The following is a 24,557-nucleotide window of genomic DNA, read 5'->3' on the forward strand; positions in this document are numbered from 1 at the left end:
GGTCGCCGCCGGTGACGACGGCGCCGCGGATCGGCGGGAAGCCGCCCGCAGGGCCTCGCGGCGGGGAGCCGCACAGCGCGACGCCCCCGCGGCCGGGTGGCCGCGGGGGCGTGGCGGGGGCGGGCGGGAAGCCTCAGGCCTCCTTGGAGAGGTTGGGGCCGCCGCCGGCCGCCTGTTCGACCGGGGGAGCGTCGGGCAGCGAGGACTTCTCCTCACCCCGGAAGGTGAAGGCCTTGTCCTTGCCCTCGCCCTCGGTGCCGACGACCACGATGTGGCCGGCCCGCAGCTCGCCGAAGAGGATCTTCTCCGACAGCACGTCCTCGATCTCCCGCTGGATCGTCCGCCGCAGCGGCCGGGCGCCGAAGATCGGGTCGTAGCCGTGCTTGGCGAGCAGTTCCTTGGCGTCCCCGCTGAGCTCGATGCCCATGTCGCGGTCCTTCAGCCGCTCGTCCACCTGGTGGATCATCAGGTCGACGATCTTGATGATGTCGTCCTGGGTGAGCTGGTGGAAGACCACCGTGTCGTCGACACGGTTCAGGAACTCCGGGCGGAAGTGCTGCTTCAGCTCGTCGTTGACCTTCGACTTCAGCCGGTCGTACCCGGTGTTGACGTCGCCGGCGACGGCGAAGCCCATGTTGAAGCCCTTGGAGATGTCCTTCGTGCCGAGGTTCGTCGTCATGATGATGACGGTGTTCTTGAAGTCCACGACCCGGCCCTGGCTGTCGGTCAGACGACCGTCCTCCAGGATCTGCAACAGAGAGTTGAAGATGTCCGGGTGTGCCTTCTCGACCTCGTCGAAGAGGACCACCGAGAACGGCTTACGCCGCACCTTCTCGGTGAGCTGGCCGCCCTCCTCGTACCCCACGTATCCGGGCGGGGAACCGAAGAGCCGGGAGACCGTGTGCTTCTCTCCGAACTCCGACATGTCGAGGGAGATGAGCGCGTCCTCGTCGCCGAACAGGAATTCCGCGAGCGTCTTCGACAGCTCCGTCTTCCCGACGCCCGAAGGGCCGGCGAAGATGAACGAGCCGCCCGGACGCTTCGGGTCCTTCAGGCCCGCACGCGTGCGCCGGATCGCCTGGGAAAGCGCCTTGATGGCGTCCTCCTGGCCGATGACGCGCTTGTGCAGCTCGTCCTCCATGCGCAGGAGACGCGAGGACTCCTCTTCCGTCAGCTTGAACACCGGGATGCCCGTGGATGCCGCCAGAACCTCGGCGATCAGCTCCTCGTCCACCTCGGCGACGACGTCCATGTCGCCGGACTTCCACTCCTTCTCCCGCTGCGACTTGGCGGTGAGAAGCTGCTTCTCCTTGTCGCGGAGCGACGCGGCCTTCTCGAAGTCCTGCGAGTCGATCGCGGACTCCTTCTCGCGGCGCACGTTGGCGATCTTCTCGTCGAACTCGCGCAGGTCCGGCGGCGCCGTCATGCGACGGATACGCATCCGGGACCCGGCCTCGTCGATCAGGTCGATCGCCTTGTCCGGCAGGAAGCGGTCGGAGATGTACCGGTCGGCCAGCTGGGCCGCCGCGACCAGCGCGGAGTCCGTGATGGACACCCGGTGGTGCGCCTCGTACCGGTCACGGAGACCCTTGAGGATCTCGATCGTGTGCGGCAGGGACGGCTCGGCGACCTGGATCGGCTGGAAGCGGCGCTCCAGGGCCGCGTCCTTCTCCAGGTACTTGCGGTACTCGTCGAGCGTGGTGGCGCCGATGGTCTGCAGCTCGCCGCGGGCCAGCATCGGCTTCAGGATGCTGGCGGCGTCGATCGCGCCCTCGGCGGCGCCCGCGCCGACCAGGGTGTGCAGCTCGTCGATGAACAGGATGATGTCGCCGCGGGTGCGGATCTCCTTGAGCACCTTCTTCAGGCGCTCCTCGAAGTCGCCGCGGTACCGGGAGCCGGCGACCAGGGCACCGAGGTCCAGGGTGTAGAGGTGCTTGTCCTTGAGGGTCTCGGGCACCTCGCCCTTGACGATGGCCTGCGCCAGGCCCTCGACGACGGCGGTCTTGCCGACGCCGGGCTCGCCGATGAGGACCGGGTTGTTCTTGGTGCGGCGGGACAGCACCTGCATGACCCGCTCGATCTCCTTCTCGCGCCCGATGACCGGGTCGAGCTTGGATTCGCGCGCGGCCTGGGTCAGGTTCCTGCCGAACTGGTCCAGCACCAGGGAGGTGGACGGCGTGCCCTCGGCGGGCGCGCCCGCGGTGGCGGCCTCCTTGCCGCCGGAGTAACCGGAGAGCAGCTGGATGACCTGCTGCCGCACCCGGTTCAGGTCGGCGCCCAGCTTCACCAGGACCTGGGCGGCGACGCCCTCGCCCTCGCGAATCAGGCCGAGCAGGATGTGCTCGGTGCCGATGTAGTTGTGACCGAGCTGGAGCGCCTCGCGGAGCGACAGCTCCAGCACCTTCTTGGCCCTGGGGGTGAAGGGGATGTGCCCGGACGGGGCCTGCTGGCCCTGCCCGATGATCTCCTCGACCTGCTGGCGGACCGCCTCAAGCGAGATCCCGAGGCTCTCCAGGGCCTTAGCGGCGACACCCTCACCCTCGTGGATCAGGCCCAGGAGGATGTGCTCGGTGCCGATGTAGTTGTGGTTGAGCATCCGGGCTTCTTCCTGAGCCAGGACGACAACCCGCCGCGCGCGGTCGGTGAACCTCTCGAACATCGTTATCGCTCCTCAGAGCGGTCAGGCAGTGAAAGGGGTCGGTCCCCTCCCTGTCCTTCCGCAGCTTAGTCCCGCAACGGGGGACCGCTCATTCCAACTGTCTACTCCTGTCCCCGGCCCCTTGCCCCGAACAGGCGACGACAGTTACAACCCGATGGTGCGAGACGATGTTCCCGCAGGCCAAGCGTTGGCACCCCAGATGGCTACGCCGTCGGCGAACGCCCCTGGTCGACACACCCAGCCCGCATGGCACCGCCCCCTGTATCGATTAGTGACTTCCTACCCTCCCAGGCTGACACTCCATGCCCTACTCGCGGCCGGCATCCGCTACGGGCGAACGCCATGACCTTGAGCGATCAGGGGATCACGTAAGGCTTCCGGGTGGCGCGTCGGCCCCCGGACGCACCTCGGGGAGCCGCCCCGATGGGTGCGACTCCCCGTAGAGGGGGCACGGAGCGGCTGGGCCCCGCGCCCGCTCGCCGGATGCGACTCCGGCAGGTGCGCGTGTCAGACGCCGGCCTTCTCGTAGGCCTCGCGGATGTTGGCGGGAACACGCCCCCGGTCGTTGACCTCGTAACCGTTCTCCTTGGCCCACGCGCGGATTTTCGCGGTGTCCTGGCTGCTGGCGCCCCCGGCGGGAGCGGCCGCCCGGCCCCGCCCGCGCGCGGCGCGGCTACCACCGGCGCGGCGGCCGGCCTTGACATAGGGCTCCAACGCGGTGCGGAGCTTGTCCGCGTTTTCGGAGTTGAGGTCGATCTCGTAAGACTTGCCGTCGAGCGCGAACGTAACGGTCTCGTCGGCCTCGCCGCCGCTGAGGTCATCGAGGAGAAGGACCTGAACCTTCTGTGCCACCGGGCTACTCCTCATTCATAGTCGCCGAATACCAATAGGTGTACTGCGGAAGTAATCAAACCGCCATGGCCGAGAAAACACAAACCCTGGGTGTTGATTAGCTCGAAGTAGAGAGGATCCGAGGGGGACAATTCAGACAAATCACCCCGGGTAAGAACTGCGCTTCGAACCGCGACGTGAAATGTGGCCGATGCGGTCGCGCCGGACTTCGGCGCCGACGGTCTTCGACGGCGGACTAGTCAGACTTCGGCTTCCCCTTCAGGCGCCCCGGCGGGCTGCCCGTCTCCGAGATCGACGACCCGCAGGGCGTCGCGCAATGCGGCTGTCTGCTCGGGCGACATCATGCCGAAGAAAGCAACCAGGGCTGCGGCCGGGTTGTCACTCTCCGCCCATGCATCATTCATCAAAGCAGCCGAGTACGCGGCTCGTGTGGACACCGCCGCATAACGATAGGCGCGGCCGGCACGTTCGCGGCGCACCCAGCCCTTCTGATGGAGGTTGTCCAGGACCGTCATCACGGTCGTATACGCGATCGAGCGGTCACTCCGCAGATCCTCAAGAACTTCCCGCACGGTCACGGGACGGTTCCACTCCCATACGCGGGTCATCACCGCGTCTTCCAGGTCTCCCAATGGTCGGGGCACGGGAGGAAGAATAACGGCGCAGCGACAAAAAGGGACATCAGCGGCGTTTGGGGTCAGCCGTTCGCCACTCCTGAACGGCCTCGGCCGCCTGCGCCGCGATCGCCGCGTCGACGGCGGCGTCCTCCTTGTACTTGTTACTCCCGCCCTGACTCCGCACGATCGTCACGATCAGCCAGGTGAAGGCCACGGCCATCACGGCGGGCGGGAGAAGTGCGGCGAGGTAGTCCATGGTGCTCGGCCTCCTGGGGCGTGCTCGGACGGGAGCCGCCGACCAGACTACCGACCGGGTCGCGCGGCGGCGTCGCCGCTCCCACCCTCGCCGGCGCGCTCGTCCCGCTGGCCGCCCTGGTCGCCCCCCGCGCTCCCGGGCTCGCCCGCCTCGCGGGACTCGCCCGAATCCTCCCGGGGCTCCTTCCGCGGCGGCGTCGGCGGGCGTCCCGGCGGACGCTTGCGGTGCGGGGGGAAGACCTCCGCCGGCGTCGGCACCGGGCGGGGCCGCTGCTCACCGTTCTCACCAGAAGATCCCATGGACGTAACCATAAACCGACATTAAGTGGTAAGCAGACAAACTGTCGGTATTCACCGGTAATCCGGCGTGGCGCCCTCCCCCACGGTCCGCCGGACAAGGGCCTAGGAGCGCGACACGTTCCGCTCGTAGACCAGCCGCAGGCCCACCAGCGTCAGCCAGGGCTCGTGCTCGTCGATCACCGTGGACTCGCGCAGCACCATCGGCGCCAGCCCGCCCGTGGCGATCACCGTCACGTCGTCCGGATCGTCCGCCAGCTCCCGCGACATCCGCTCCACCATGCCGTCCACCTGGCCGGCGAAGCCGTACAGGATGCCGGACTGCATGGACTCCACGGTGTTCTTCCCGATCACGTGCCGGGGTCTGGCCAGCTCCACCTTGCGCAGCTGGGCGCCGCGCAGGCCCAGGGCCTCCACCGAGATCTCGATGCCGGGCGCGATCGCGCCGCCCGCGTACTCGCCACGCGCCGAGACCGCGTCGTAGGTGGTGGCGGTGCCGAAGTCGACCACGATGCAGGGCCCGCCGTACAGCTCGACCGCGGCCACCGCGTTGATGATCCGGTCGGCGCCGACCTCCTTGGGGTTGTCGGTGAGGATCGGCACGCCGGTCTTCACGCCCGGCTCGACCAGGACCGACGGGATGTCCCCGTAGTAGCGCCTGGTCACCTCGCGCAGTTCGTGCAGCACGGACGGGACGGTGGAGCAGATGGAGATGCCGTCGATGCCGTCGCCGAGTTCCTCGCCGAGCAGCGGGTGCATGCCCATCAGCCCCTGGAGCAGCACGGCCAGCTCGTCCGCGGTGCGCCGTGCCTCCGTGGAGACCCGCCAGTGCTCGACGATCTCGTCGCCGTCGAAGAGGCCGAGGACGGTGTGGGTGTTGCCGACGTCGATGGTGAGCAGCATGGTCAGTCACGCCTCTCAGCGGGCCGGTCGGGGCGGGCGGGGCGGAGGTCCAGGCCGATGTCGAGGATCGGCGCGGAGTGGGTGAGCGCACCGACGGCCAGGTAGTCGGCCCCGGCGTCGGCGTAGGCGCGGGCCGTCCGGAGGGTGAGCCGCCCCGAGGACTCCACGGTGGCGCGGCCCGCGACCAGCCGCACCGCCTCGGCGGTCTGCTCGGGGGTGAAGTTGTCCAGCAGGATCAGGTCCGCGCCCTCGGCCAGCACCGGCTCGATCTGGTCCAGCCGGTCCACCTCGACCTCGACGGACACGCCGGGGAACTCCTCGCGCACCCGGCGGAACGCCTCGGCCACGCCGCCGGCCGCGATCACGTGGTTGTCCTTGATCAGCGCGGCGTCGGACAGCGACATCCGGTGGTTGACGCCGCCGCCGCAGCGCACGGCGTACTTCTCCAGGGCGCGCAGCCCCGGGGTGGTCTTCCGGGTGTCGCGGACCCGGGCGGAGGTGCCGGCCAGCGCGTCGGCCCAGGCCCGGGTGGCGGTGGCGATGCCGGAGAGGCGACACAGCAGGTTGAGCGCGCTGCGCTCGGCGGTGAGCAGGTCGCGGGTGCGGGCGGTGACCGTCAGCAGCGGCTGGCCGGCCTCGACCCGCTCGCCGTCGTCGACGTGCCGTTCCACCTCGAACTCGTCGGAGCTGGCGACCGAGAGCACCGCCTCGACGACGCGCAGGCCGGCGACGGTGCCGGCCTCGCGGGCGGTGAAGTCGCCGGTGGCGGTGGCGTCCTCCGGCACCGTGGCCACGGTGGTGACGTCCGTGCCCTGGTCCAGATCCTCCTCGATGGCCAGATGGGCGACGTCCTCGACGAGCACCGGATCCAGCCCGGCATCGGCCAGCAGCGCGGCCAGCTCCGGGTCAAGACCGCATTCCAGCGGATCGGTGGCGGCGTCCGCGGCGCCGCAGCCGCAGCCGTCGCCGCACCCGCCGGCGTCCTCCGTGGCCTCCGCGTCCTCGGGTCGGCTGCCGATCGGGAGGAGGGTGAGTGCCACGGTCTCTGGTCGCGTGGTCTCGGGGTCGGTACGGGTCATGAGGGCTCTCCTCGGGGACGGGCGGCCCGAGGCGAGGGGCCGTCGGCGGAACCGTCGGGGCGGACGGCTGGGGACGTGTCGGCGGGCCCGGCGGGCCCGGGGGGCACCGTCGGCGGGAAGGCCGTGGTGTCGGTGGTCCGGATGTCGAGGGTGCCACGGGCGCCGGGCGCGTCCCCGGCGGACGGGCGCAGCCGCACGACGAGATGGCGCCGCCAGGCGTCGTCATCGCGCTCCGGACGGTCGTCCCGCCAGTGGCAGCCGCGTGTCTCGGCACGGCGCCGGGCGGCGGCGACCAGCACCCGGGCCACGAGGTGCAGGTTGGCGGTCTCCCAGGTGTCGAGGCCGGGCTCGGCGGGTTTGGCCTCGCCGCCGTCACCGCCCGCCTCTCCCGCACCGGCCAGCGCGTCCAGCTCCCGAGCGGCGGCGGCGAGGCTCTCCTCCGACCGCAGCACCCCGGCGCCCCGGGTCATGACCCGCTGAATCGCCGCCCGCGCCTCCGCCGGCAACAGGACACTCGCCGCAGCGCCGCTTGCCGCGGCACCGCTTGCCGCTCCGTCGGTCAGGGGAACGGGTGCGTTGGGGGCGGGAGACGGCTCCCCGCCCGGAGCCGGCGGCCGCCCCGCGGTCCCGCCGCCGGGCGGCGGAGCCGTGGCCCCGGCCGGCGCTCCGGCGGGAACCGTCTCGCCCGCGGCCGCGAGCCCCGGGGCACTGGCGGGCTCGGCGGCAGGGGACGCGCCGGCACCCGTTCGGGGAGCCGCGGCGGACACGACCGGAGCTCCGGCCCGTGCGGCGGCTGACGCGTCGCTGCCCGGGCTCGTCAAGGGCGACACGGGGTTCTCGGACCGTGGGGCACCGACGGTGGGCGACGCATCACGGAACGTGGCCGACCCGCCGGGCCACGGAGCGGTGGGCGGGCCCGGGGCCGGGCGTACCTCGGTCGGTGGGGCCGTCGGCGCCGGCGCGGAGGGACCGGCCGGGGAGTCGGCGCCCGTCACGGGTGACGGGTCGGCGCCGGGGTGTGGGTCCGCCGCCGGGAAGGCGTGGGTGGCGATGCGGGTGGCGAAGACCAGGCCCTCCAGGAGGGAGTTCGAGGCGAGGCGGTTGGCGCCGTGGACGCCGGTGCAGGCGGTCTCGCCGCAGGCGAAGAGGCCGGGGACGGTGGTGCGGCCGTGGAGGTCGGTGCGGACGCCGCCGGAGGCGTAGTGCGCGGCCGGGGCCACCGGGATCGGCCGGGTCACCGGGTCGATGCCCTGGGCCCGGCAGGCGGCCAGGATGGTGGGGAAGCGCCGCTCCCACATGGCCGCGCCGAAGTGGCGCGCGTCGAGGTACATGTGGTCGGTGTCCTGCTCCCGCATCCGCCGCATGATGGCCTTGGCCACGATGTCGCGCGGCGCCAGCTCCGCCAGCTCGTGCTGGCCCAGCATGAAACGGACCCCCGCCGCGTCCACCAGGTGCGCGCCCTCGCCGCGGACCGCCTCGGAGATCAACGGCTGCTGCCCCTCCGCGTCCGGGCCCAGGTACAGCACCGTCGGGTGGAACTGCACGAACTCCAGGTCGGAGACCTCCGCCCCGGCGCGCAACGCCAGCGCCACGCCGTCGCCGGTGGAGACGGGCGGGTTGGTGGTGGCCGAGAAGACCTGCCCCATCCCGCCGGTGGCCAGCACGACGACGGGCGCGTGCACCGCGCCCACCCCGTCGTGCCGGCCCTCCCCCATGACGTGCAGCGTCACGCCGGCCGCGCGGCCGCGCGGATCGGTGAGCAGGTCGAGGGCGAGCGCGTTCTCGACGGTCTCGATGCCGGCCGCGCGGACCGCGTCGACCAGCGCGCGGGAGATCTCCGCGCCCGTCGCGTCCCCGCCGGCGTGCGCGATCCGGCGGCGGTGGTGGCCGCCCTCGCGGGTCAGCGAGAGCTCGCCGCCGTCCTCGGTGTCGAAGCGGGCGCCGAGCGCGATCAGCCGCCGGACCGCCGCCGGACCCTCGGTGACCAGGGCGCGCACCGCGGCCTCGTCGCAGAGCCCGGCGCCGGCGACCAGGGTGTCGTCGCGGTGCTGTTCCGGCGTGTCGCCGTCGGCCAGGGCGGCGGCGATGCCGCCCTGCGCCCAGCGGGTGGAGCCGTCGTCCAGCCGGGCCTTGGTGACGATGACGGTGTGCCGCCCGGCCGCGGCGCAGGCGAGGGCGGCGGTGAGCCCGGCGATGCCGGATCCGACGATCACGACGTCGGCGTCGAGGGCCCAGCCGGGCGGCGGTGCGGGCAGCGCCGCGGGCCCTGTCGTGTAGGGGGCGTGTATGGACCCCTTGGCGCTCATGCCACCCCTCCCAGCGTGAGCCGGATGTTGTCGATGAGGCGGGTGCCGCCGACCCTGGCGGCGACCAACAGGATTCCCTCGCCGCTGAAGTCGTCGGGGACCTCGGTGAAGTCGGCCGGATCGACCAGCGCGACGTAGTCCAGGCGCAGCGGCGGGTCGAGGGTGGCCGCCTCGTCGAGCACGACGCGGGCCGCCGCCCGGGCGCTGCCGGGGGCGGTCAGGGAGCGGCTGACGGCGGCCACGGCGTGCGCGTCGGCGGAGGCGCGCCGCTCGTGCAGCGCGGCCAGTCCGGCGGCTCGTTCCGCCGTCCGGTCCGACCCGCCGGCGGTCACGGCCGCGGCCCTGGCCTTCAGCGCGCCCTCCGCGGCCAGCCGGTCCCGGGCGGCGAACAGGGCACGGGAGAGCGCGAGCGCGGTCCTGCGCTCGGGCCGCGAAAGGTAGCGGTTGCGGCTGGACAGGGCCAGCCCGTCGGGCTCCCGGACGGTCGGCAGTTCGACGATCTCCACCGGGAAGTCGAGGTCCGCCACCATCCGGCGGATCAGCGCGACCTGCTGGGCGTCCTTGGCGCCGAAGCAGGCGATGTCCGGCCGAACCAGGTGGAGCAGCTTGGCGACGACGGTGAGCACCCCGTCGAAGTGCCCGGGCCGGGAGGCGCCCTCCAGCAGCTCGCCCATCGGCCCAGCGCTGACCCGCACCAGCGGCGGGCCGCCGGGGTACAGCTCGGCGTCGTCCGGCGCGTAGACCAGGTCGGCGCCGGCCGCCTCGGCGAGCCGCACGTCGGCGTCCAGGGTGCGCGGGTACCGGTCGAAGTCCTCGCCCTGGCCGAACTGGAGCGGGTTGACGTAGACGGTGACCACCAGCTGCCCCCGGGGGGCGCCGGCCGCGTCGGCGTCGAGGCGGCGGCGGGCGGCGTCGATCAGCGAGGCGTGCCCCGCGTGCAGGGCGCCGAGCGTCATCACCACGGCCCGCCGGGCGCCCGGCGTGTAGTGCTGGTGCAGCTCGTCGGCCCGGCGCGCCACGGTCACGGTCACGGCTGTCCTCCTTCGCGCGGGTGGGCGCCGGCGGTTGGCCGGGGGTGGTGCGGGCGGCGGACGGCGCACCGGGTCATGGTCGCCCCTCCTCGCCGAGCACGCCGAGGAGTTCCTCGGCCAGTTCCGGCTTCAGCAGCCCGTGGTCCAGGGCGCGGTCCGCGGTGGTGCGGGCCATCGCGAGGTAGCCGGCCAGCGCGTGCGGGGCGTGGGCGCGCAGCTCGTCCAGATGGGCGGCGACGGTGCCGGCGTCGCCGCGGACCACGGGCCCGGTGAGCGCCGCGTCGCCGGACCGCAGCGCGTTGTCCAGGGCGGCGCCGAGCAGCGGCCCGAGCATCCGGTCGGGCGCGCCCACCCCGGCGACCCGGAGCAGGTCCATGGCCTGGGCCACGAGCGTCACCAGATGGTTGGCGCCGAGCGCGAGGGCCGCGTGGTAGAGCGGGCGGGCCCGCTCCTCGATCCATTCGGGCTCGCCGCCCATCTCGATGACCAGCGCCTCGGCGGCCAGCCGCAGCTCGTCCGGCGCGGTCACGCCGAAGGTGCAGCCGGCCAGCCGCTGCACGTCCACCGGCGTGCCGGTGAAGGTCATCACGGGGTGCAGCGCCAGCGGCAGGGCGCCGGCCCGCAGCAGCGGGTCCAGCACGGCGGTGCCGTACCGGCCCGAACAGTGCACGACCAGCTGTCCCGGGCGGACCGCGCGGGTCTCGGCCAGGCCCACGGCGAGGGCGGGGAGCGCGTCGTCGGGCACGGTGAGCAGCACCAGCTCGGCCCTGGCCAGCACCTCGTCGGGCGCCACCAGCGGCACGTCGGGCAGCAGCGCCTCGGCGCGGCGGCGGGACGCCTCGGAGACGCCGGACGCGGCGACCGGACGGTGGCCGGCCAGGCGGAGCGCGGCGGCCAGCGCCGGGCCGACGCGACCGGCGCCGACGACCCCGACGGTGAGCCGGGCGGGGCGGTCCTGCGCCTCGGTGCTCCGAGGTGCGTTCGCGGCGGCGTTCACGGCGGCTGGTGCCTCTTTCGGGTCCTCGCGTTCCGGTCCGTGAAGAGTACGGATGTGGTACCGGACGTCGAAGCCATGCTACGGGGCGCGGCGGCGGACGGCTGCGCCCCGGGGCCGGGCACCGGGGCGGGCGCCGGGCGGGGCGCCGCTACCGGCCACCGGCGCGGACCAGCCCCGTCTCGTAGGCGAGCACCACGGCCTGCACCCGGTCGCGCAGGCCCAGCTTGGCGAGTATCCGCCCCACATGGGTCTTCACGGTGGCCTCGGAGACGAACAGCTGGGCCGCGATCTCCCCGTTGGACAGCCCCTGGGCGATCAGCAGCAGCACCTCGCGCTCCCGGTCGGTGAGCTGCTCCAGCTCGGCGGGGGTGCTCTGCTCGCCGGTCGGCAGCATGGTCACGAAGCGGTCCAGCAGGCGGCGGGTGGTGGACGGCGCCACCACCGAGTCGCCGCTGTGCACGGCGCGGATGGCGCCCAGCAGTTCGTCCGGCGGCACGTCCTTGAGCATGAAGCCGGCGGCGCCCGACTTCAGCCCGGAGAAGGCGTACTCGTCCAGGTCGAACGTGGTGAGGATCAGCACCTTCGGCTGCCCCGGGCCGCCCTCGCCGGCCTGGCAGATGCGGCGGGTGGTCTCCACCCCGTCCAGCCGCGGCATGCGCACGTCCATCAGCACCACGTCGATCGCCGTGGACCGCAGCACCTCCAGCGCCTCCAGGCCGTCGCCGGCCTCGGCGGCCACCTCCATGTCCGGCTGGGCGGCGAGCACCATCCGGAAGCCGGTGCGCAGCAGCACCTGGTCGTCGACGAGCATCACGCGGATCGGCATCGGTCTCTCCCCCTGGGCGGGCGGCTGGTGGGTCATCGTCTCAGGGGCGGGTCACTCGCCGGGGGGCACCGGCAGCGTCGCGGCGATCCGGAAGCCGCCGCCGGGGCGCGGCCCGGCCACCAGCACGCCGCCGACCATGCCGACCCGCTCGCGCATGCCGATCAGCCCCTGCCCGAGGCCGTCCGCGCCGCGCTCCTCGTAGAGCTCGCGCTGTGAGCCGCGGCCGTCGTCCTCGGCGAGCACGGTCAGCGCCTCGGTGCCGTACGCGAGCCGGACCGTGGCGCCGACGTTCGGGCCGCCGTGCTTGCGGGTGTTGGTCAGCGCCTCCTGGACGATGCGGTACGCGGTCAGCTCGACGCCGCGGGGCAGCGCCCGGGGCGTGCCGTCGATCCGGAAGTCCACCGGCAGCCCGGTGTCCCTCGCCTGGTCTACCAGGTCGGCGAGCTGTTCCACGCCGGGCTGCGGCACGTAGTCCTGGTCGGTGGTGGCGTTCTCCTCGCCGCGCAGCACGCCGAGCAGCCGCCGCATCTCGGTCAGCGCCTGGCGCCCGGTGCCGGAGATGGTCTGCAGCGCGTCCCTGGTCTGCTCGGGCGAGCTGTCCAGCACGTACGCGGCGCCGTCGGCCTGCACGACCATCGCCGAGACGTTGTGCGCGACGACGTCGTGCAGCTCGCGGGCTATCCGGGCGCGTTCGGCGACGACCGCCATCCGGGCCTCGCGCTCCCGCTCCCGCTCCAGGCGGGCGGCCCGCGCCTCCAGCTCGGCGTAGTACGCGCGCCGGGTGCGCAGGCTGTCGCCGAGCACCCAGGCCAGGCAGAACGCCACGGTGAGAAAGATCGTGCCGATGACGGTGGACGCGGTGTCCGACTCGCTGGAGTTCTCCGGCCAGCGGATGGTGGAGACGGTGGGGGTCACCAGGCAGCCGGCGAGCGCCAGCCGGGAGATCAGCCGGTTGGGGCGGGTCGCGACCGTGTAGACGATGACCAGGAAGGCGTAGTTCGCGGGAATCGGCGGGACGTCGGCGACCACCTGGAAGAGGCCGGTGGCGAAGGCCAGCGCCAGCATCCGCTCCGGCCAGCGGCGGCGCAGCAGCACCACGACGCACAGGCCGAGCACCGCGATGACCAGGGCGGCGTCCGAGCCGTGGTACGAGGACTCGACCGGCGCGGCCAGGAACACCAGGGAGAGGACCAGCAGTACGAACGCCCAGAAGCCGTCCACCCCGGTCGGGTGACGGCGCAGGAAGTCGTAGAGCCGGTTCACGTCACCCAGAGTAGGCACCCCGGTCGGTTCGGGAGTCAACCGGACGACCGATACGTGAACCCCTCAACTACTCCTCAAGGTGGAGGTCGGCCGTACGGTGACCCCTGTGAGTGAAGGGTCGATGACGGGGATGACGGGGATGACGGAGCCGGTGACGGACGCGGGCGGGACGGCGGGGTGGCGCGCGGCCGCCGAGCGCGCCCTCTACGGTCCCGAGGGCTTCTTCGTGCGGCACGCGCCGGCGGCGCACTTCCGCACCTCGGTGCACGCCTCGCCGCTCTTCGCGGAGGCGGTGGCGCGGCTGCTCGTCCGGGTGGACGAGGCGCTGGGGCGTCCCCCGGAGCTGGGCTTCGTGGACGTCGGGGCCGGGCGCGGCGAGCTGGTGGCCGCCGTGCTGGACGCGCTGCCGGAGCGGGTCGCGGCGCGGCTGCGGCCGTGCGCGGTGGAACGGGCGGACCGCCCGGCGGGGCTCGATCCCCGGATCGCGTGGTGCGCGGAGCCGCCGCGCGGGGTGCGGGGCCTGCTGTTCGCCAACGAGTGGCTCGACAACGTGCCGCTCGAGGTGGCCGAGGCGGACGAGGCCGGGGTGCCGCGCTACGTGCTGGTGGACCCGGCCGGACGGGAGCGGCTCGGGCCGCCGGTGACCGGGCCGGACGCGGAGTGGCTGCGCCGCTGGTGGCCGCTGGCGGCCGAGGCGGGGGCCCGTGCGGAGATCGGGCGGCCCAGGGACGAGGCGTGGGCCGGCGCGGTGGCCGGCCTGGACCGGGGCCTGGCCGTGGCGGTCGACTACGCGCACCGGCGCGACGCCCGGCCGCCGCTCGGCACGCTGACCGGCTACCGGGAGGGACGGATGGTGGCGCCGGTGCCGGACGGCAGCTGCGATCTGACCGCGCACGTCGCGCTGGACGCGTGCGCCGCCGCGGCCTCGGCGGTCTCGGCCGGCGCGGAGCCCGTGCTGCTGTCGCAGCGGGCGGCGCTGCGGGCGCTGGGGGTGGACGGCCGGCGACCGCCGGCCGAGCTGGCGCGCGCCGATCCGGCGGGGTACCTGCGGGCGCTGGCGCGTTGCGGGGAGGCGGCGGAGCTGCTGGCGCCCGAGGGCCTGGGCGGCTTCGGCTGGCTCGTCCACCCGCGGGGCACCGCCGATCTGATGACCGACCTGATGACCGACCTGTTCGGCGGCCCGATCGCCGGCTTCGACTGAGCGCTTGTCGACTCGGCTACTTGTCGATGTCGCCGACGACGAAGAAGAAGGAGCCGAGGATCGCCACCATGTCGGCGATCAGCGTGCCCGGCAGCACCTGGCCAAGGGCCTGGATGTTGTTGAACGACGCCGAGCGCAGCTTCAGCCGGTGCGGCGTCTTCTCGCCCTTGGACACCAGGTAGTAGCCGTTGATGCCGAGCGGGTTCTCGGTCCAGGCGTAGGTGGCGCCCTCGGGCGCCTTCAGCACCTTGGGCAGCCGCTGGTTGACCGGCCCCGGCGGCAGCTGCGCGAGCCGGTCCAGGCAGGCCTCGGCGAGGTCCAGGGAGTTCTTCGCCTGGTCGAGCAGCACCTCGAAACGGGCCAGGCAGTCGCCGGCGGAGCGGGTGACCACCCGCAGCGTGTCGCCCAGCTCCCCGTAGGCGAGGTACGGCTCGTCGCGGCGCAGGTCGAAGTCCACGCCGCTGGCCCGCGCGATCGGCCCGGACACCCCGAAGGCGTGCACGATCGCCGGGTCGAGCGCGCCGACCCCGCGGGTGCGGGCGCGGAACACCTCGTTGCCCAGCACCAGGTCGTCCAGCCGCCCCATCCGGCCGCGCACCGCCGCGACCGCCGCGCGCGCCCGGTCCGTCCAGCCGGCGGGCAGCTCGTCCTTCAGGCCGCCGACCCGGTTGAACATGTAGTGCATCCGGCCGCCCGAGACCTCCTCCATCACGTGCTGGAGGTCCTCGCGCTCGGTGAAGGCGTAGAAGATCGGGGTGATGCCGCCCAGCTCCAGCGGGTACGAGCCGAGGAACATCAGGTGGTTCAGCACCCGGTTCAGCTCGGCCAGCAGGGTGCGCAGCCACACGGCGCGCTCCGGCACCTCCATGCCCAGCATCCGCTCCACGGCCAGCACCACGCCGAGCTCGTTGGAGAACGCGGACAGCCAGTCGTGCCGGTTGGCCAGCACGATGATCTGCCGGTAGTCGCGCGCCTCGAACAGCTTCTCCGCGCCGCGGTGCATGTAGCCGACCACGGGCTCGGCGTGCGAGATGCGCTCGCCGTCCAGGACCAGCCGCAGCCGTAGCACACCGTGTGTGGACGGGTGCTGTGGGCCGATGTTCAGCACCATGTCGGTGCTTTCCGCCGCTCCGCCGACCCCGATCACCGTCGTGTCCGCCATGCGCCCAGTCTGTCATCTGACCACGGGAGGTGACCCCGTCCTAAGCTGCACAGCATGAACGGGGACACGGCCGGGACGCCGGCCGGTAGACCGACAGGGGAGGCAGCCGGTGAGGCGCCCGCCGAACCGGCCAGAGAGCCGTCCGGGGAGCCGTCCGGCGAGCTCTGGCGCCAGCCGCGGCCCGAGCTGCTGCGGATGCGCCGGCTGCTGCTGGTGGGGTGGATGACGCCGCTCGCGGCGGTCGGCGCGGTGCTGCCGCCGCTGCTCGGCGCTCCCGTGTGGGCGCTGCTGGCGCTGCCGCCGCTGGCCGGCACCTGCGGCGGCTGGCTGGCGCTGGGCCGGAACTGGAGTTCGTGGCGGTATCTGGAGCGCGACGACGACCTGCTGATCAGCCGCGGCGTGCTGTGGCGCCAGCTGACGGTCGTGCCGTACGGGCGGATGCAGCTGGTGGAGGTGACGTCCGGGCCGGTGGAGCGGCGCTTCGGCCTGGCCCGGGTCCAGCTGCACACGGCCGCCGCGGCCACCGACGCGGCGATCCCCGGCCTGGCCCCGGCCGAGGCGGAGCGGCTGCGGGATCGGCTCACCGAGCTGGGCGAGGCCCGTTCGGCGGGGCTGTGAGCGCGGGCGCGGCGGGCGTCGGGCACGGGGAGGGGTGAGCACGGTGGCGGGCACGGCACAGATCCCGGCCGGACAGGGCAAGCGGCTGCATCCGGTGACGCCCTGGCGGCGCACCTGGGCGCCGCTGGCCGGCCTCTTCGCGGTCGCCCTGAACAACGCCGACCAGCTGGCCGAGTGGACCGCCTCGCTCGGCGTGCTGTGGCTGCTGGGGGTGCTCCTCGCGGTGGTGGCCGGCGCCACCGGCTACGGCTATCTCTCCTGGCGCGTCACCCGGTACCAGGTCACCGACACCGAGCTGCGGATCCGCACCGGGCTGGTGTTCCGCCGCGCCGCCCACCTGCGCCTCGACCGGATCCAGGCCATCGACATCACCCGCCCGCTGCTGGCCAGGGCGCTGGGCGTGGCCAAGCTGAAGATGGACGTGGTCGGCTCGGGTTCGGCGGACGAGCTGGCGTTCCTGGGCGAGTCCGAGGCGCGGGAGCTACGCGCGGAGCTTCTGGCCCGGGCGGCCGGCATCGCGCCGGAGGCGGCGCCGACGGCCGGCGAGGCGCCGGCGCAGGGCCTGTACCAGGTGGACGCGCGGACCCTGGCCTGGGCGCTGGCGCTGCTCGGCAGCTCCTGGGGATCGCTGCTGGGCGCCCTGATCGCGGCGCCGCTGGTGTGGATGGCGATGGACAGCACCCTCGCCGCGCTGGCGGTCGTGGTGCCCATGATCGCCGCGATCTGGCGGAGCAGCCTGGGCAGCTTCCTGAACCAGTACGGCTGGACGGTCAGCGAGTCCCCCGACGGGCTGCGGCTGGACCGCGGCCTGCTGCAGCGCGACCACGCGACGGTGCCGCCGGGACGGGTGCAGGCGGTGCGCCTGGTGGAGCCGCTGCTCTGGCGGACGCGCGGCTGGGTGAGGGTGGAACTGGACGTCGCCGGCACCGGCAACCAGGGCGGGCTGCTGCTGCCCGTCGCGCCCCGGCCGATCGCCACGGCGCTCATCGGCCGCATCCTGCCGGCCGTGGACCTGGCGGAGGCGGTCGCGTCGGTGCGCCCCGCGCCGTCCCGGTCGCGCTTCGCGGTGCCGGTCTGGCGGCGCGGGTTCGGGCACGGCGTCACCGACGCGGTGTTCGTCGCCCGGCGCGGTCGGCTGCGGCGGGTGCACACGCTGGTGCCGCACGCCAAGGTGCAGAGCGTGCGGACGACGAGAGGGCCGTGGATGCACCGGCTGCGGTTGGCCGACATCCACGTGGACCACGGCGCGGACGGCACGGCGACGGCGCGGCTGGCCGATCTGGACTACGCGCTGGCCGAGGTGGCCGCCCAGGCGGAACGCTCCCGTCTGAGCCGCGGAACGGCACTCCCCGACCGCTGGCTGACGGAGTCCGTCCCCCGGCCAGGCTCCGACGACCCGGGGAATCCGGGCGCCGCGGGCCCGACCGGCGCCAGCGGCGAGGATGCCCCGGGAATCCCGCCCGCCGCGGGCGCGGCGGCGGAGCCGCCCGACGGTCCGAGCGATCCGGCCCCGGACGGCCCGGACAGGCCAGGCACCGGAGGCGCCGACGGCCCGGACGCCCCGGCAGCGCCGCCCACCGGCCAGGCAGCCGAACCACCGGACGGTCCGGGGCAGCTGGACCCGGACAGCCACGGCGACCAGACCACCGAACCACCCGACGGTCCGAGCTAGCTCGACCCGGACAGCCACGGCGACCAGACCACCGGAGACGCCGACGACACCGCGGACGCCCGGCGCCGCCCTCGGCCACCGGCCAGGCGGACAGGCATGTCCGGGCCCGGACGCCCCTCCGCCACCGCCCGCCGGCCCATCCCGGGAAGGGCGACGCGCGAGTAGTCTGAGGAGGTCACGTCACAGCAGAGGTCGCAGCGAAGGAGGCGAGGCCCGCCATGATCAAGGTCATCGTGTTGATCGGCCTCATCGCCGTGTGCGTGATGGCGGTGCTGGTGAAGGCCAGGCAACAGCGGGAGGCCCGCGAGTCGTTCGAGCGGCGCTTCGCGACGTACGAGGACTTCACCGCCGACGTGGACCCGGAGCCGATCCGGGCCGTGCTGGAGCGCAAGGGGGAGGTCGCCGCGGTGGCGACCCTGCGACGGGCCTACCCGGGCGCCCCGTTCGGCGACGCGCGCCGCTACGTGCGCCAGCTCAGGCGGCGCTGAGGTCCCCGAGGACGGCGTCAGCCGATCTCGGCCACCCCGCCCGTGCCGTTGCCCCCCTCGTCCTCGTCCTCCTCCTCGTCCTCCCGGTCGATCAGCACCGGCGAGCCGTGGTGCGACCACACCTTCCAACTCCCGTCCCCGGTGCGCCGGAAGACGTTCGTCGCCACCACCAGGCCGCCCACCAGCGGTCCCGCGCTGCCATCCTCCTCGGCCGGACCGCCGCTGAGGATGTTCTCCGTGCAGGTGACCATCGCGGTGTCGCCCATCACCGACACCTCGACGTCCGTCAGGAAGAACTGGATGTACTCCGTGCTCGCCATGATGAGCGCGTAGGAACGCATCACCTCGGCCCGCCCGTTGAGCACCGGCCAGCCGGGGTGCACCACGCTGATGCCGTCGCCCAGCCAGTGTTCGGAGAGCGCGTCCAGGTCGCCCTGCTCCAACGCGTCGTACAGCGCGGTGTTGGCCGCCTCGACGGCCTCGACGTCGGTGCGCGCCCCGCTCACCGACCCGCCTCCGCCGCGCCCTCGACGGCCCGGGCGACCCGGACCGCGTCCGCGCTGGCCCGCACCTCGTGCACCCGCACCGCCCACGCGCCGGCCTGGGCGGCCAGCGCGGTGACCGCCGCCGTGGCGGCGTCCCGCTCCCGCGCCGGCGGCGGCTTGGCGTCGGGCCCGGACGCCAGCACCCGGCCCAGGAACCGCTTCCGGGAGGCGGCGACCAGCAGCGGCCGGCCCAGTTCGGCGCGCAGCCGGGCCGTCGCCGCCACCAGCGTCAGGTCGTGCTCGGCCTGCTTGGCGAAGCCGAGGCCGGGATCCACGATCAGGCGCTCCTCCGCGATGCCGCCGGCCACCGCGTCGGCGATGCCGCGCCGCAGCTCGTCGACGACCTCGCCGACCACGTCCGCGTAGACGGCGCGCCGGTTCATGTCGATGCTCTGGCCGCGCCAGTGCATCACCACGAACGGCACCGCCGCGGCGGCCACCACGGGGATCATCCGCTCGTCCGCGCGTCCGCCGCTCACGTCGTTGACCACCACGGCGCCGGCGGCGAGCGCCCGCTCGGCGACGCTGGCCCGCATCGTGTCCACGCTGACCAGAACGCCCTCGGCGGACAGCTCCCGCACCACCGGGATCACCCGGCGCAGCTCCTCGGCCTCGTCCACCCGGGTCGCGCCCGGTCGGGTCGATTCGCCGCCCACGTCGACCAGGTCGGCTCCCTGCGCCACCAGATCGAGGCCGCGCTTGACCGCGGACTCGGCGTCGAACCACCGTCCGCCGTCGGAGAAGGAGTCCGGTGTGACGTTGACCACCCCCATGACCGCGCAGCGGTCCCAGCGGGGCAGCCCGGCCACCTGGCCGCGGGAGTTGCTCATAGCTCCAGGGTAGGGGCTCGACACGGGCCTCCGCGTGCCGTCCTCGGGACCCCGGATGACGCCGCGGTAACGGGCAGGGGCACCATCGACCGACGCCCGGAAGAACGTTCGGGCCCGGCCGGCGCTGTGCCTGGCGCGTCGGGTGAGGTGGGCGTATCGGGAACAGCAGACGGGTAGGCGGCGCTGACATACACGCTCGTGGATCGCAGGTAGATTCGATTCCCCGGGAGGATCCGGGGAGGGCCCCATGCCCCCGGCAGTTGACGCGGGGCGTGACCGGCGAGGCACGGGACGCGGTGACGACGGCCCGGCTGACGACGGCCGAACGGCCGGCGAGGAAACGGCAGACGACCGAGGGAAACCGAGGAAACCGAGGAAGGAGCGGTGAGAGCGTGGACCGCATCACGTTGACCGGCCTGCGTGCCCGCGGGTTTCACGGCGCGCTGCCGGAGGAACGCGTCCTCGGTCAGACCTTCGTCGTGGACGTCGTGCTGGGCGTGGACACCCGAGCCGCGGCAGCGGACGACGAGTTGTCCAGGACCGTGGACTACGGCGTGCTGGCCGAGGAGGTGACGGCCGTCGTCGCGGGCGAACCGTGCCGGCTGCTGGAGACCCTGGCCCAGCGCGTCGCGGACCGCTGCCTGTCGCACCGGCTGGTGCGCGAGGTGCGGGTCACGGTGCACAAGCCGCAGGCGCCGATCGCCGTTCCGTTCGACGACGTCGCGATCACCATCGAGCGCACGACCACGAGCAGCAGCGATCGGAGCCCTGCATGACCGCAGACAACGCCGCTTCCCCCTCGTTCCCGGACCCGACGGTGCAGCCGGTGCCGGTGTCGGTGGTGCGGCAGGTCGACGCCGCCGACACGACGCTGCAGAACCCCAGACGAGCGGTGATCTCGCTGGGCAGCAACCTCGGCAACCGGCTGGAGACGCTGCAGGGCGCGATCGACGCGCTGGAGGAGACCCCGGGGACCCGGGTGAAGGCGGTCTCGCCGGTGTACGAGACGGAGCCGTGGGGCGTGGCGGCCGACAGCCAGCCGGCGTACCTGAACGCCGTGGTGATCGTGAAGACGACCCTGCCGCCGTCCTCGCTGCTGGAACGGGCTCAGGCGATCGAGGAGGCCTTCGAACGGGTGCGGGGCGAGCAGTGGGCCCCGCGCACCCTGGACGTGGACATCGTGTCCTACCAGGGCGTGGTGTCCGACGATCCGGCGCTCGTCCTGCCACACCCCCGGGCGCACGAACGCGCCTTCGTTCTCGTACCGTGGCACGATGTCGAGCCGGGCGCCGAGGTGCCCGGACGTGGCCCGGTGGCCGACCTCCTCCCGTCGTTGGGCGGGCAGGGCGTCACGCTCCGGGCAGATCTGCAACTCGTGCTTCCGGACTGACCATCCGGCACCGGGCGACAAGGGGCATAGGGCAGCGGTGAACCAACTGCGCATCGGCACACTCGTCGGGCTGTTCGCCTCCGCCGCGGTGCTGGCCTGGGCCGGGGCCGGGCTGTGGGACTCGCTGGGCAACACCCTGCCCGCGGTGCCCCTGCTGGCCCCGGTCGTCCTGGGCCTGATCGCGGCCGCGCTGCTGGCCATGGCGCTGTCGCTGCGCTCCCGACTGCGCGCGCAGCGGGAGCGGCGGCCGGACGCCCGGCCGGTGGACCGGATGATGGCCGCCCGCGCGGTGGTCTTCGGGCAGGCCAGCGCGCTGGTCTCGGCCGTGGTGTCGGGGCTGTACGGCGGTTTCGGGGTCTTCCTCGTGATGCACCGCCTTGAGGTGCCGAACCGCCGCGACCAGGCCCTCTACGCGGGCATCGCGGTGCTCGCCGGCATCGCCGTGGTGGCCACGGCGCTCTTCCTGGAACGCGTCTGCCGGCTGCCCGACGGCGACGGCGACGATGCGGGCGGCAACGGGCCCATGGGCGAGCCCGTCTAGACCGCGCGCCCGCCTCCCCGCCTCCCGCCTTCCCCGGACCAGCCACCACCGCCACGGGCCTCGCGCCGGTCCCGCCCACCCTCCCGCCGGAGCGCCGGCCCACTCACCCGGACGGGGGCGGCCGGCGGGCAGCGGGCGGGGCACGGACGCACGCTGGGGCAGACGGTCCCCGGTCGTGGAGGAGGTCCGTGCGTGATGGCGGAGGACGTCGATGTGGTGGTCGTCGGGATGGGCCCGGGGGGCGAGCACGTCGCGGGCCGGGCCGCGGAGGCGGGCCTCGACGTGGTCGGCGTCGAGCCCCGGCTGTTGGGCGGCGAGTGCCCGTACTGGGCCTGTGTGCCGACCAAGATGATGGTGCGGGCGGGGAACCTCCTCGCCGAGGCCCGCCGGATCCCCGGCATGGCCGGCACCGCCCGGGTGACGCCCGACTGGGCGCCGGTCGCCGACCGCATCAGGAACGAGGCCACCGACGACTGGACCGACCAGGCCGCAGTGGACCGCTTCACCAAACAGGGCGGCCGCTTCGTGCGGGGCCACGGCACGCTGACCGGCCCTCGCACCGTCCGGGTGGCGGGTCCGGACGGGCAGGAGTTCCGGGCCCGGCGCGGCGTGGTGCTGGCCACCGGCACCAGCCCGAGGATCCCGCCGATCCCCGGCCTGGCCGACGCCCCGTTCTGGACCAACCGGGAGGCCGTCGCCGCCACCGAGGCGCCCGAGTCGTTGGTGGTGCTCGGCGGCGGGCCCGTCGGCGTCGAACTGGCCCAGGTGTTCGCCCGGTTCGGCACCCGGGTCACCGTCGTGGAGTCCGGCGACCACCTGCTGCACATGGAGGAGCCGGAGGCCGGCGCCCTGGTCGGCGACGCGCTGCGGGCCGACGGCGTCACCGTGCACACCGGGGCCCGCGCCGAACGCGTCACCCACTCGGATGACGGGTTCACCATGTCGCTGACGGGAGGCGCGGAGGTCGCCGGGGAGCGCCTGCTGGTGGCCACGGGACGCGATCCCGGGCTGGACCGGCTCGGCCTGGAGACCGTCGGGCTCGACCCGGCCGCGCGCAGCGTGCCCACCGACGGGCAACTGCGGGCCGGCGACGGGCTGTGGGCCATCGGCGACGTCACCGGGCACGGCGCGTTCACCCATGTGGCGATGTACCAGGCGGAGATCGCCGTCCGGGACCTCCTCGGCGAACCAGGACCGCCCGCCGACTACCGCGCCGTGCCGCGGGTGACCTTCACCGACCCCGAGGTCGGCGCCGTCGGCCTCACCGAGGCGCAGGCCCGCGAGCGGATCCGCGACGTCCGCACCGGCCTGGCCAAGCTGCCCGCCACCAGCCGGGGCTGGATCCACAAGGCCGGCAACGAGGGATTCCTCAAGCTGGTCGCGGACGCCGACCGCGGCGTGCTTGTCGGCGCCACCTCCGCCGGGCCCACCGGCGGCGAGACGCTCTACGGGCTGGTGGTCGCCGTCCAGGCCGAGGTGCCCGTCGCCCGGCTGCGGCACGCCATCTTCGCCTTCCCCACCTTCCACCGAGGCGTCGAGGACGCGCTGCGGGAGCTCGGCCCTCCCCCAGGCCCTGGGGGCCTGGGCGGTACCCCCGACGGCGCCCCGGACGGGCGATGAGCGCCGCGCTCACGCCGCGCGCGGCGGAGGACCACGTGCGGCGCGGCTGTTTCGCCACCGGACCGCCCGGCCGGACCGGCGTGGAGCTGGAGTGGCTGGTGCACGACGCCGGCGACCCGGGGCGCCCGGTGCCCGCCGAACGGGTGCGGCAGGCGCTCGCCCCGCTGCCGGCGCTGCCCTGCGGCGGCGCGATCAGCTACGAGCCCGGCGGGCAGCTGGAGTTGAGCACCGCCCCGGCCGCGTCACTGACCGGCTGCCTGAACGCGGCGGCCGGCGACCTCGCGGTGCTGCGCCGGGCCCTGACCGGCGCGGGACTGGTGCTGGGCGGCCACGGCCTCGATCCGTGGCGGGACCCGCCGCGGGTGGTCGACAGCGCCAGGTACCGGGCCATGGAGGCGTTCTTCGCCGCCGACGGGCCCTGGGGCGGGCTGATGATGCGCGCCACCGCGGCGGTCCAGGTCAGCCTGGACAGCGGCGACGACTCCGACGGCGTCACCGGCTACCGCCGGCGCTGGGCGCTGGCCCACCGGATCGGCCCCGTACTGGTGGCGGCGTTCGCCAACTCCCCGCTGTGGCAGGGCCAGCCGACCGGATGGCGGTCCACCCGGCAGGCCGCGTGGGCCCGCATCGACCCGGGACGCGCCCGCCCGGCGGCGGGCCGGGACGGCTGCGACGGCCGGGATCCCCGCGGCGCCTGGGCGCGTTACGCGCTCGACGCCCGGGTGCTGTGCGTTCGCCGCGGCCCCCGGGCCGACTGGTCCCCGCCGCCCGGACTCACCTTCCGCTCCTGGCTGGGGGGCGCGTCCGCCGGGCGCGCGCCCACCCTGGCCGACCTCGACTACCACCTGAGCACCCTGTTCCCGCCGGTGCGCCCGCGCGGCTGGCTGGAGCTGCGGATGATCGACGGCCAGCGGGACGACGGCTGGCTCCCCGCCACGGCCGTGCCGGCCGTGCTGCTCGACGATCCGGCGGCGGCCGAGGCGGCCTGGGAGGCCACCGCGCCGCTGTGCGCGGGGGGCGGCGTGCCGCCGGCGGCGGTCTGGGCCACCGCCGCGCGCAGCGGTCCCGCCGACCGGCAGGTGGGCCGGGCGGTGCGGGCCTGTTTCGCGGCGGCGCAGACGGCGCTCAACGAGCCGGGCGTGCCGGCGTACGTGCGGCACGCGGTGGCCGATTTCGCGGAGCGCTACGCGCACCGGGGCCGTTGCCCGGCCGACGACGTGCTGGACGCCGCCCCGCGCCCGGCGGCCACCCACCCCCGGCCGCTCCCGCTCCCGCTCCCCGAAGGAGCCCCGTCATGACCGACCCCACGGCCGAGCCCCGGCCGCCCCGCCACCGACCGCGAACGACTGCCGCCGCCGAGGGAACTTTCGCCCCACTCGACCACCCGGTTGGGCCTGCGGGCACC

At 74.2% G+C, this 24,557-nt stretch carries 23 protein-coding genes and 1 pseudogene; 9 read left to right on the plus strand and 15 right to left on the minus strand.

The genetic code is table 11. The features are described 5' to 3' along the window. Positions 1-133 precede the first annotated feature (133 nt). The 12 genes from ABGB06_RS22450 to ABGB06_RS22505 form a co-directional block, all read right to left on the minus strand. Positions 134-2,659, minus strand: coding sequence for an ATP-dependent Clp protease ATP-binding subunit (locus ABGB06_RS22450; protein ID WP_347592161.1), 2,526 nt, complete (start codon positions 2,657-2,659; stop codon positions 134-136). 507 nt (positions 2,660-3,166) lie between these two features. Beyond that, positions 3,167-3,511, minus strand: a complete 345-nt coding sequence (locus ABGB06_RS22455; protein WP_347592163.1) for an Lsr2 family protein — start codon at positions 3,509-3,511, stop codon at positions 3,167-3,169. A gap of 239 nt (positions 3,512-3,750) precedes the next feature. Further along, positions 3,751-4,155, minus strand: coding sequence for a BlaI/MecI/CopY family transcriptional regulator (locus ABGB06_RS22460; protein ID WP_347592164.1), 405 nt, complete (start codon positions 4,153-4,155; stop codon positions 3,751-3,753). A gap of 37 nt (positions 4,156-4,192) precedes the next feature. After that, entirely contained in the window at positions 4,193-4,384 is a 192-nt protein-coding gene (locus tag ABGB06_RS22465) for a hypothetical protein (RefSeq protein WP_347592166.1), read from the minus strand. Between the two features lie 47 nt (positions 4,385-4,431). Further along, positions 4,432-4,683, minus strand: coding sequence for a hypothetical protein (locus tag ABGB06_RS22470; RefSeq protein WP_347592168.1), 252 nt, complete (start codon positions 4,681-4,683; stop codon positions 4,432-4,434). Between the two features lie 102 nt (positions 4,684-4,785). After that, positions 4,786-5,583 carry a type III pantothenate kinase gene (locus ABGB06_RS22475; protein ID WP_347592170.1) on the minus strand — a complete coding sequence of 266 codons (798 nt, stop codon included), beginning with the start codon at positions 5,581-5,583 and terminating at the stop codon, positions 4,786-4,788. A 2-nt stretch (positions 5,584-5,585) separates the two neighbouring features. Continuing rightward, a complete protein-coding gene (nadC, locus tag ABGB06_RS22480) occupies positions 5,586-6,662 on the minus strand; it encodes a carboxylating nicotinate-nucleotide diphosphorylase (RefSeq protein ID WP_347592172.1) in 1,077 nt (358 codons plus the stop codon). After that, positions 6,659-8,968 (minus strand): L-aspartate oxidase, encoded by a 2,310-nt coding sequence (locus ABGB06_RS22485; protein ID WP_347592174.1) that lies wholly within the window; start codon positions 8,966-8,968, stop codon positions 6,659-6,661. Before ABGB06_RS22485 ends, nadC begins: the two co-directional genes overlap by 4 nt. Beyond that, entirely contained in the window at positions 8,965-9,999 is a 1,035-nt protein-coding gene (gene panC / locus ABGB06_RS22490) for a pantoate--beta-alanine ligase (RefSeq protein WP_347592176.1), read from the minus strand. The genes ABGB06_RS22485 and panC overlap by 4 nt, the downstream gene beginning before the upstream one ends. 73 nt (positions 10,000-10,072) lie before the next feature. Next, complete coding sequence (locus tag ABGB06_RS22495; RefSeq protein ID WP_347592178.1) at positions 10,073-10,996, minus strand: DUF2520 domain-containing protein; 924 nt, start codon at positions 10,994-10,996, stop codon at positions 10,073-10,075. A gap of 148 nt (positions 10,997-11,144) precedes the next feature. Next, on the minus strand, positions 11,145-11,822 hold the full coding sequence (locus ABGB06_RS22500) for a response regulator transcription factor (RefSeq protein ID WP_347592180.1): 678 nt from the start codon (positions 11,820-11,822) through the stop codon (positions 11,145-11,147). A gap of 51 nt (positions 11,823-11,873) precedes the next feature. After that, entirely contained in the window at positions 11,874-13,085 is a 1,212-nt protein-coding gene (locus ABGB06_RS22505) for a sensor histidine kinase (RefSeq protein WP_347592182.1), read from the minus strand. A gap of 139 nt (positions 13,086-13,224) precedes the next feature. Here ABGB06_RS22505 and ABGB06_RS22510 point away from each other — a divergent pair. Beyond that, a pseudogene (locus tag ABGB06_RS22510) lies at positions 13,225-14,208 on the plus strand (SAM-dependent methyltransferase); the annotation flags it as partial. A 94-nt stretch (positions 14,209-14,302) separates the two neighbouring features. Here ABGB06_RS22510 and ABGB06_RS22515 read toward each other — a convergent pair. Continuing rightward, positions 14,303-15,448, minus strand: a complete 1,146-nt coding sequence (locus tag ABGB06_RS22515) for an NADH-quinone oxidoreductase subunit D (protein WP_347592184.1) — start codon at positions 15,446-15,448, stop codon at positions 14,303-14,305. 195 nt (positions 15,449-15,643) lie between these two features. Between ABGB06_RS22515 and ABGB06_RS22520 the strand changes: the two genes are divergently transcribed. From ABGB06_RS22520 to ABGB06_RS22530, 3 genes are all read left to right on the plus strand, one after another. After that, the gene (locus tag ABGB06_RS22520; RefSeq protein ID WP_347592525.1) at positions 15,644-16,066 is read left to right on the plus strand and encodes a PH domain-containing protein; all 423 of its coding nucleotides are present in this window, start codon (positions 15,644-15,646) and stop codon (positions 16,064-16,066) included. Between the two features lie 34 nt (positions 16,067-16,100). Next, positions 16,101-17,738 (plus strand): PH domain-containing protein, encoded by a 1,638-nt coding sequence (locus ABGB06_RS22525; RefSeq protein ID WP_347592186.1) that lies wholly within the window; start codon positions 16,101-16,103, stop codon positions 17,736-17,738. A 218-nt stretch (positions 17,739-17,956) separates the two neighbouring features. Next, positions 17,957-18,226, plus strand: a complete 270-nt coding sequence (locus tag ABGB06_RS22530; protein WP_347592188.1) for a hypothetical protein — start codon at positions 17,957-17,959, stop codon at positions 18,224-18,226. Between the two features lie 17 nt (positions 18,227-18,243). On the opposite strand, the gene ABGB06_RS22535 is transcribed toward ABGB06_RS22530, so the two are convergent. Together ABGB06_RS22535 and folP are read right to left on the minus strand one after the other, a co-directional pair. Continuing rightward, the gene (locus ABGB06_RS22535) at positions 18,244-18,732 is read right to left on the minus strand and encodes a nuclear transport factor 2 family protein (RefSeq protein WP_347592190.1); all 489 of its coding nucleotides are present in this window, start codon (positions 18,730-18,732) and stop codon (positions 18,244-18,246) included. Then, complete coding sequence (gene folP / locus ABGB06_RS22540) at positions 18,729-19,601, minus strand: dihydropteroate synthase (protein WP_347592192.1); 873 nt, start codon at positions 19,599-19,601, stop codon at positions 18,729-18,731. Before folP ends, ABGB06_RS22535 begins: the two co-directional genes overlap by 4 nt. 392 nt (positions 19,602-19,993) lie before the next feature. On the opposite strand from folP, the gene folB reads away from it, so the two are divergent. The 5 genes from folB to egtA all read left to right on the plus strand — a co-directional run bounded on the left by folB (position 19,994) and on the right by egtA (position 24,450). Continuing rightward, the gene (folB, locus tag ABGB06_RS22545; protein WP_347592194.1) at positions 19,994-20,377 is read left to right on the plus strand and encodes a dihydroneopterin aldolase; all 384 of its coding nucleotides are present in this window, start codon (positions 19,994-19,996) and stop codon (positions 20,375-20,377) included. After that, positions 20,374-20,991 carry a 2-amino-4-hydroxy-6-hydroxymethyldihydropteridine diphosphokinase gene (gene folK / locus ABGB06_RS22550; protein WP_347592196.1) on the plus strand — a complete coding sequence of 206 codons (618 nt, stop codon included), beginning with the start codon at positions 20,374-20,376 and terminating at the stop codon, positions 20,989-20,991. The genes folB and folK overlap by 4 nt, the downstream gene beginning before the upstream one ends. A 37-nt stretch (positions 20,992-21,028) precedes the next feature. Next, positions 21,029-21,532: a DUF3180 domain-containing protein gene (locus ABGB06_RS22555; protein ID WP_347592198.1), complete on the plus strand. Its 504-nt coding sequence runs from the start codon at positions 21,029-21,031 to the stop codon at positions 21,530-21,532. 195 nt (positions 21,533-21,727) lie between these two features. Next, on the plus strand, positions 21,728-23,152 hold the full coding sequence (locus tag ABGB06_RS22560) for an NAD(P)/FAD-dependent oxidoreductase (RefSeq protein WP_347592200.1): 1,425 nt from the start codon (positions 21,728-21,730) through the stop codon (positions 23,150-23,152). After that, complete coding sequence (gene egtA / locus ABGB06_RS22565) at positions 23,149-24,450, plus strand: ergothioneine biosynthesis glutamate--cysteine ligase EgtA (RefSeq protein ID WP_347592202.1); 1,302 nt, start codon at positions 23,149-23,151, stop codon at positions 24,448-24,450. Before ABGB06_RS22560 ends, egtA begins: the two co-directional genes overlap by 4 nt. Positions 24,451-24,557: the final 107 nt, after the last annotated feature.

It is taken from the genome of Streptomyces sp. B6B3 (assembly GCF_039871525.1).
Lineage (GTDB): Bacteria > Actinomycetota > Actinomycetes > Streptomycetales > Streptomycetaceae > Streptomyces.

What these genes read in the sequence shown, in the direction of transcription:
- ABGB06_RS22450 (WP_347592161.1), bottom strand. Translation starts at nt 2,659, where the DNA reads ATGTTCGAGAGGTTCACCGACCGCGCGCGGCGGGTTGTCGTCCTGGCT.
- ABGB06_RS22465 (WP_347592166.1), bottom strand. Translation starts at nt 4,384, where the DNA reads ATGGACTACCTCGCCGCACTTCTCCCGCCCGCCGTGATGGCCGTGGCC.
- ABGB06_RS22470 (WP_347592168.1), bottom strand. Translation starts at nt 4,683, where the DNA reads ATGGGATCTTCTGGTGAGAACGGTGAGCAGCGGCCCCGCCCGGTGCCG.
- ABGB06_RS22475 (WP_347592170.1), bottom strand. Translation starts at nt 5,583, where the DNA reads ATGCTGCTCACCATCGACGTCGGCAACACCCACACCGTCCTCGGCCTC.
- nadC (WP_347592172.1), bottom strand. Translation starts at nt 6,662, where the DNA reads ATGACCCGTACCGACCCCGAGACCACGCGACCAGAGACCGTGGCACTC.
- ABGB06_RS22485 (WP_347592174.1), bottom strand. Translation starts at nt 8,968, where the DNA reads ATGAGCGCCAAGGGGTCCATACACGCCCCCTACACGACAGGGCCCGCG.
- ABGB06_RS22500 (WP_347592180.1), bottom strand. Translation starts at nt 11,822, where the DNA reads ATGCCGATCCGCGTGATGCTCGTCGACGACCAGGTGCTGCTGCGCACC.
- ABGB06_RS22515 (WP_347592184.1), bottom strand. Translation starts at nt 15,448, where the DNA reads ATGGCGGACACGACGGTGATCGGGGTCGGCGGAGCGGCGGAAAGCACC.
- ABGB06_RS22520 (WP_347592525.1), top strand. Translation starts at nt 15,644, where the DNA reads ATGCGCCGGCTGCTGCTGGTGGGGTGGATGACGCCGCTCGCGGCGGTC.
- ABGB06_RS22530 (WP_347592188.1), top strand. Translation starts at nt 17,957, where the DNA reads ATGATCAAGGTCATCGTGTTGATCGGCCTCATCGCCGTGTGCGTGATG.
- folP (WP_347592192.1), bottom strand. Translation starts at nt 19,601, where the DNA reads ATGAGCAACTCCCGCGGCCAGGTGGCCGGGCTGCCCCGCTGGGACCGC.
- folK (WP_347592196.1), top strand. Translation starts at nt 20,374, where the DNA reads ATGACCGCAGACAACGCCGCTTCCCCCTCGTTCCCGGACCCGACGGTG.
- ABGB06_RS22560 (WP_347592200.1), top strand. Translation starts at nt 21,728, where the DNA reads ATGGCGGAGGACGTCGATGTGGTGGTCGTCGGGATGGGCCCGGGGGGC.
- egtA (WP_347592202.1), top strand. Translation starts at nt 23,149, where the DNA reads ATGAGCGCCGCGCTCACGCCGCGCGCGGCGGAGGACCACGTGCGGCGC.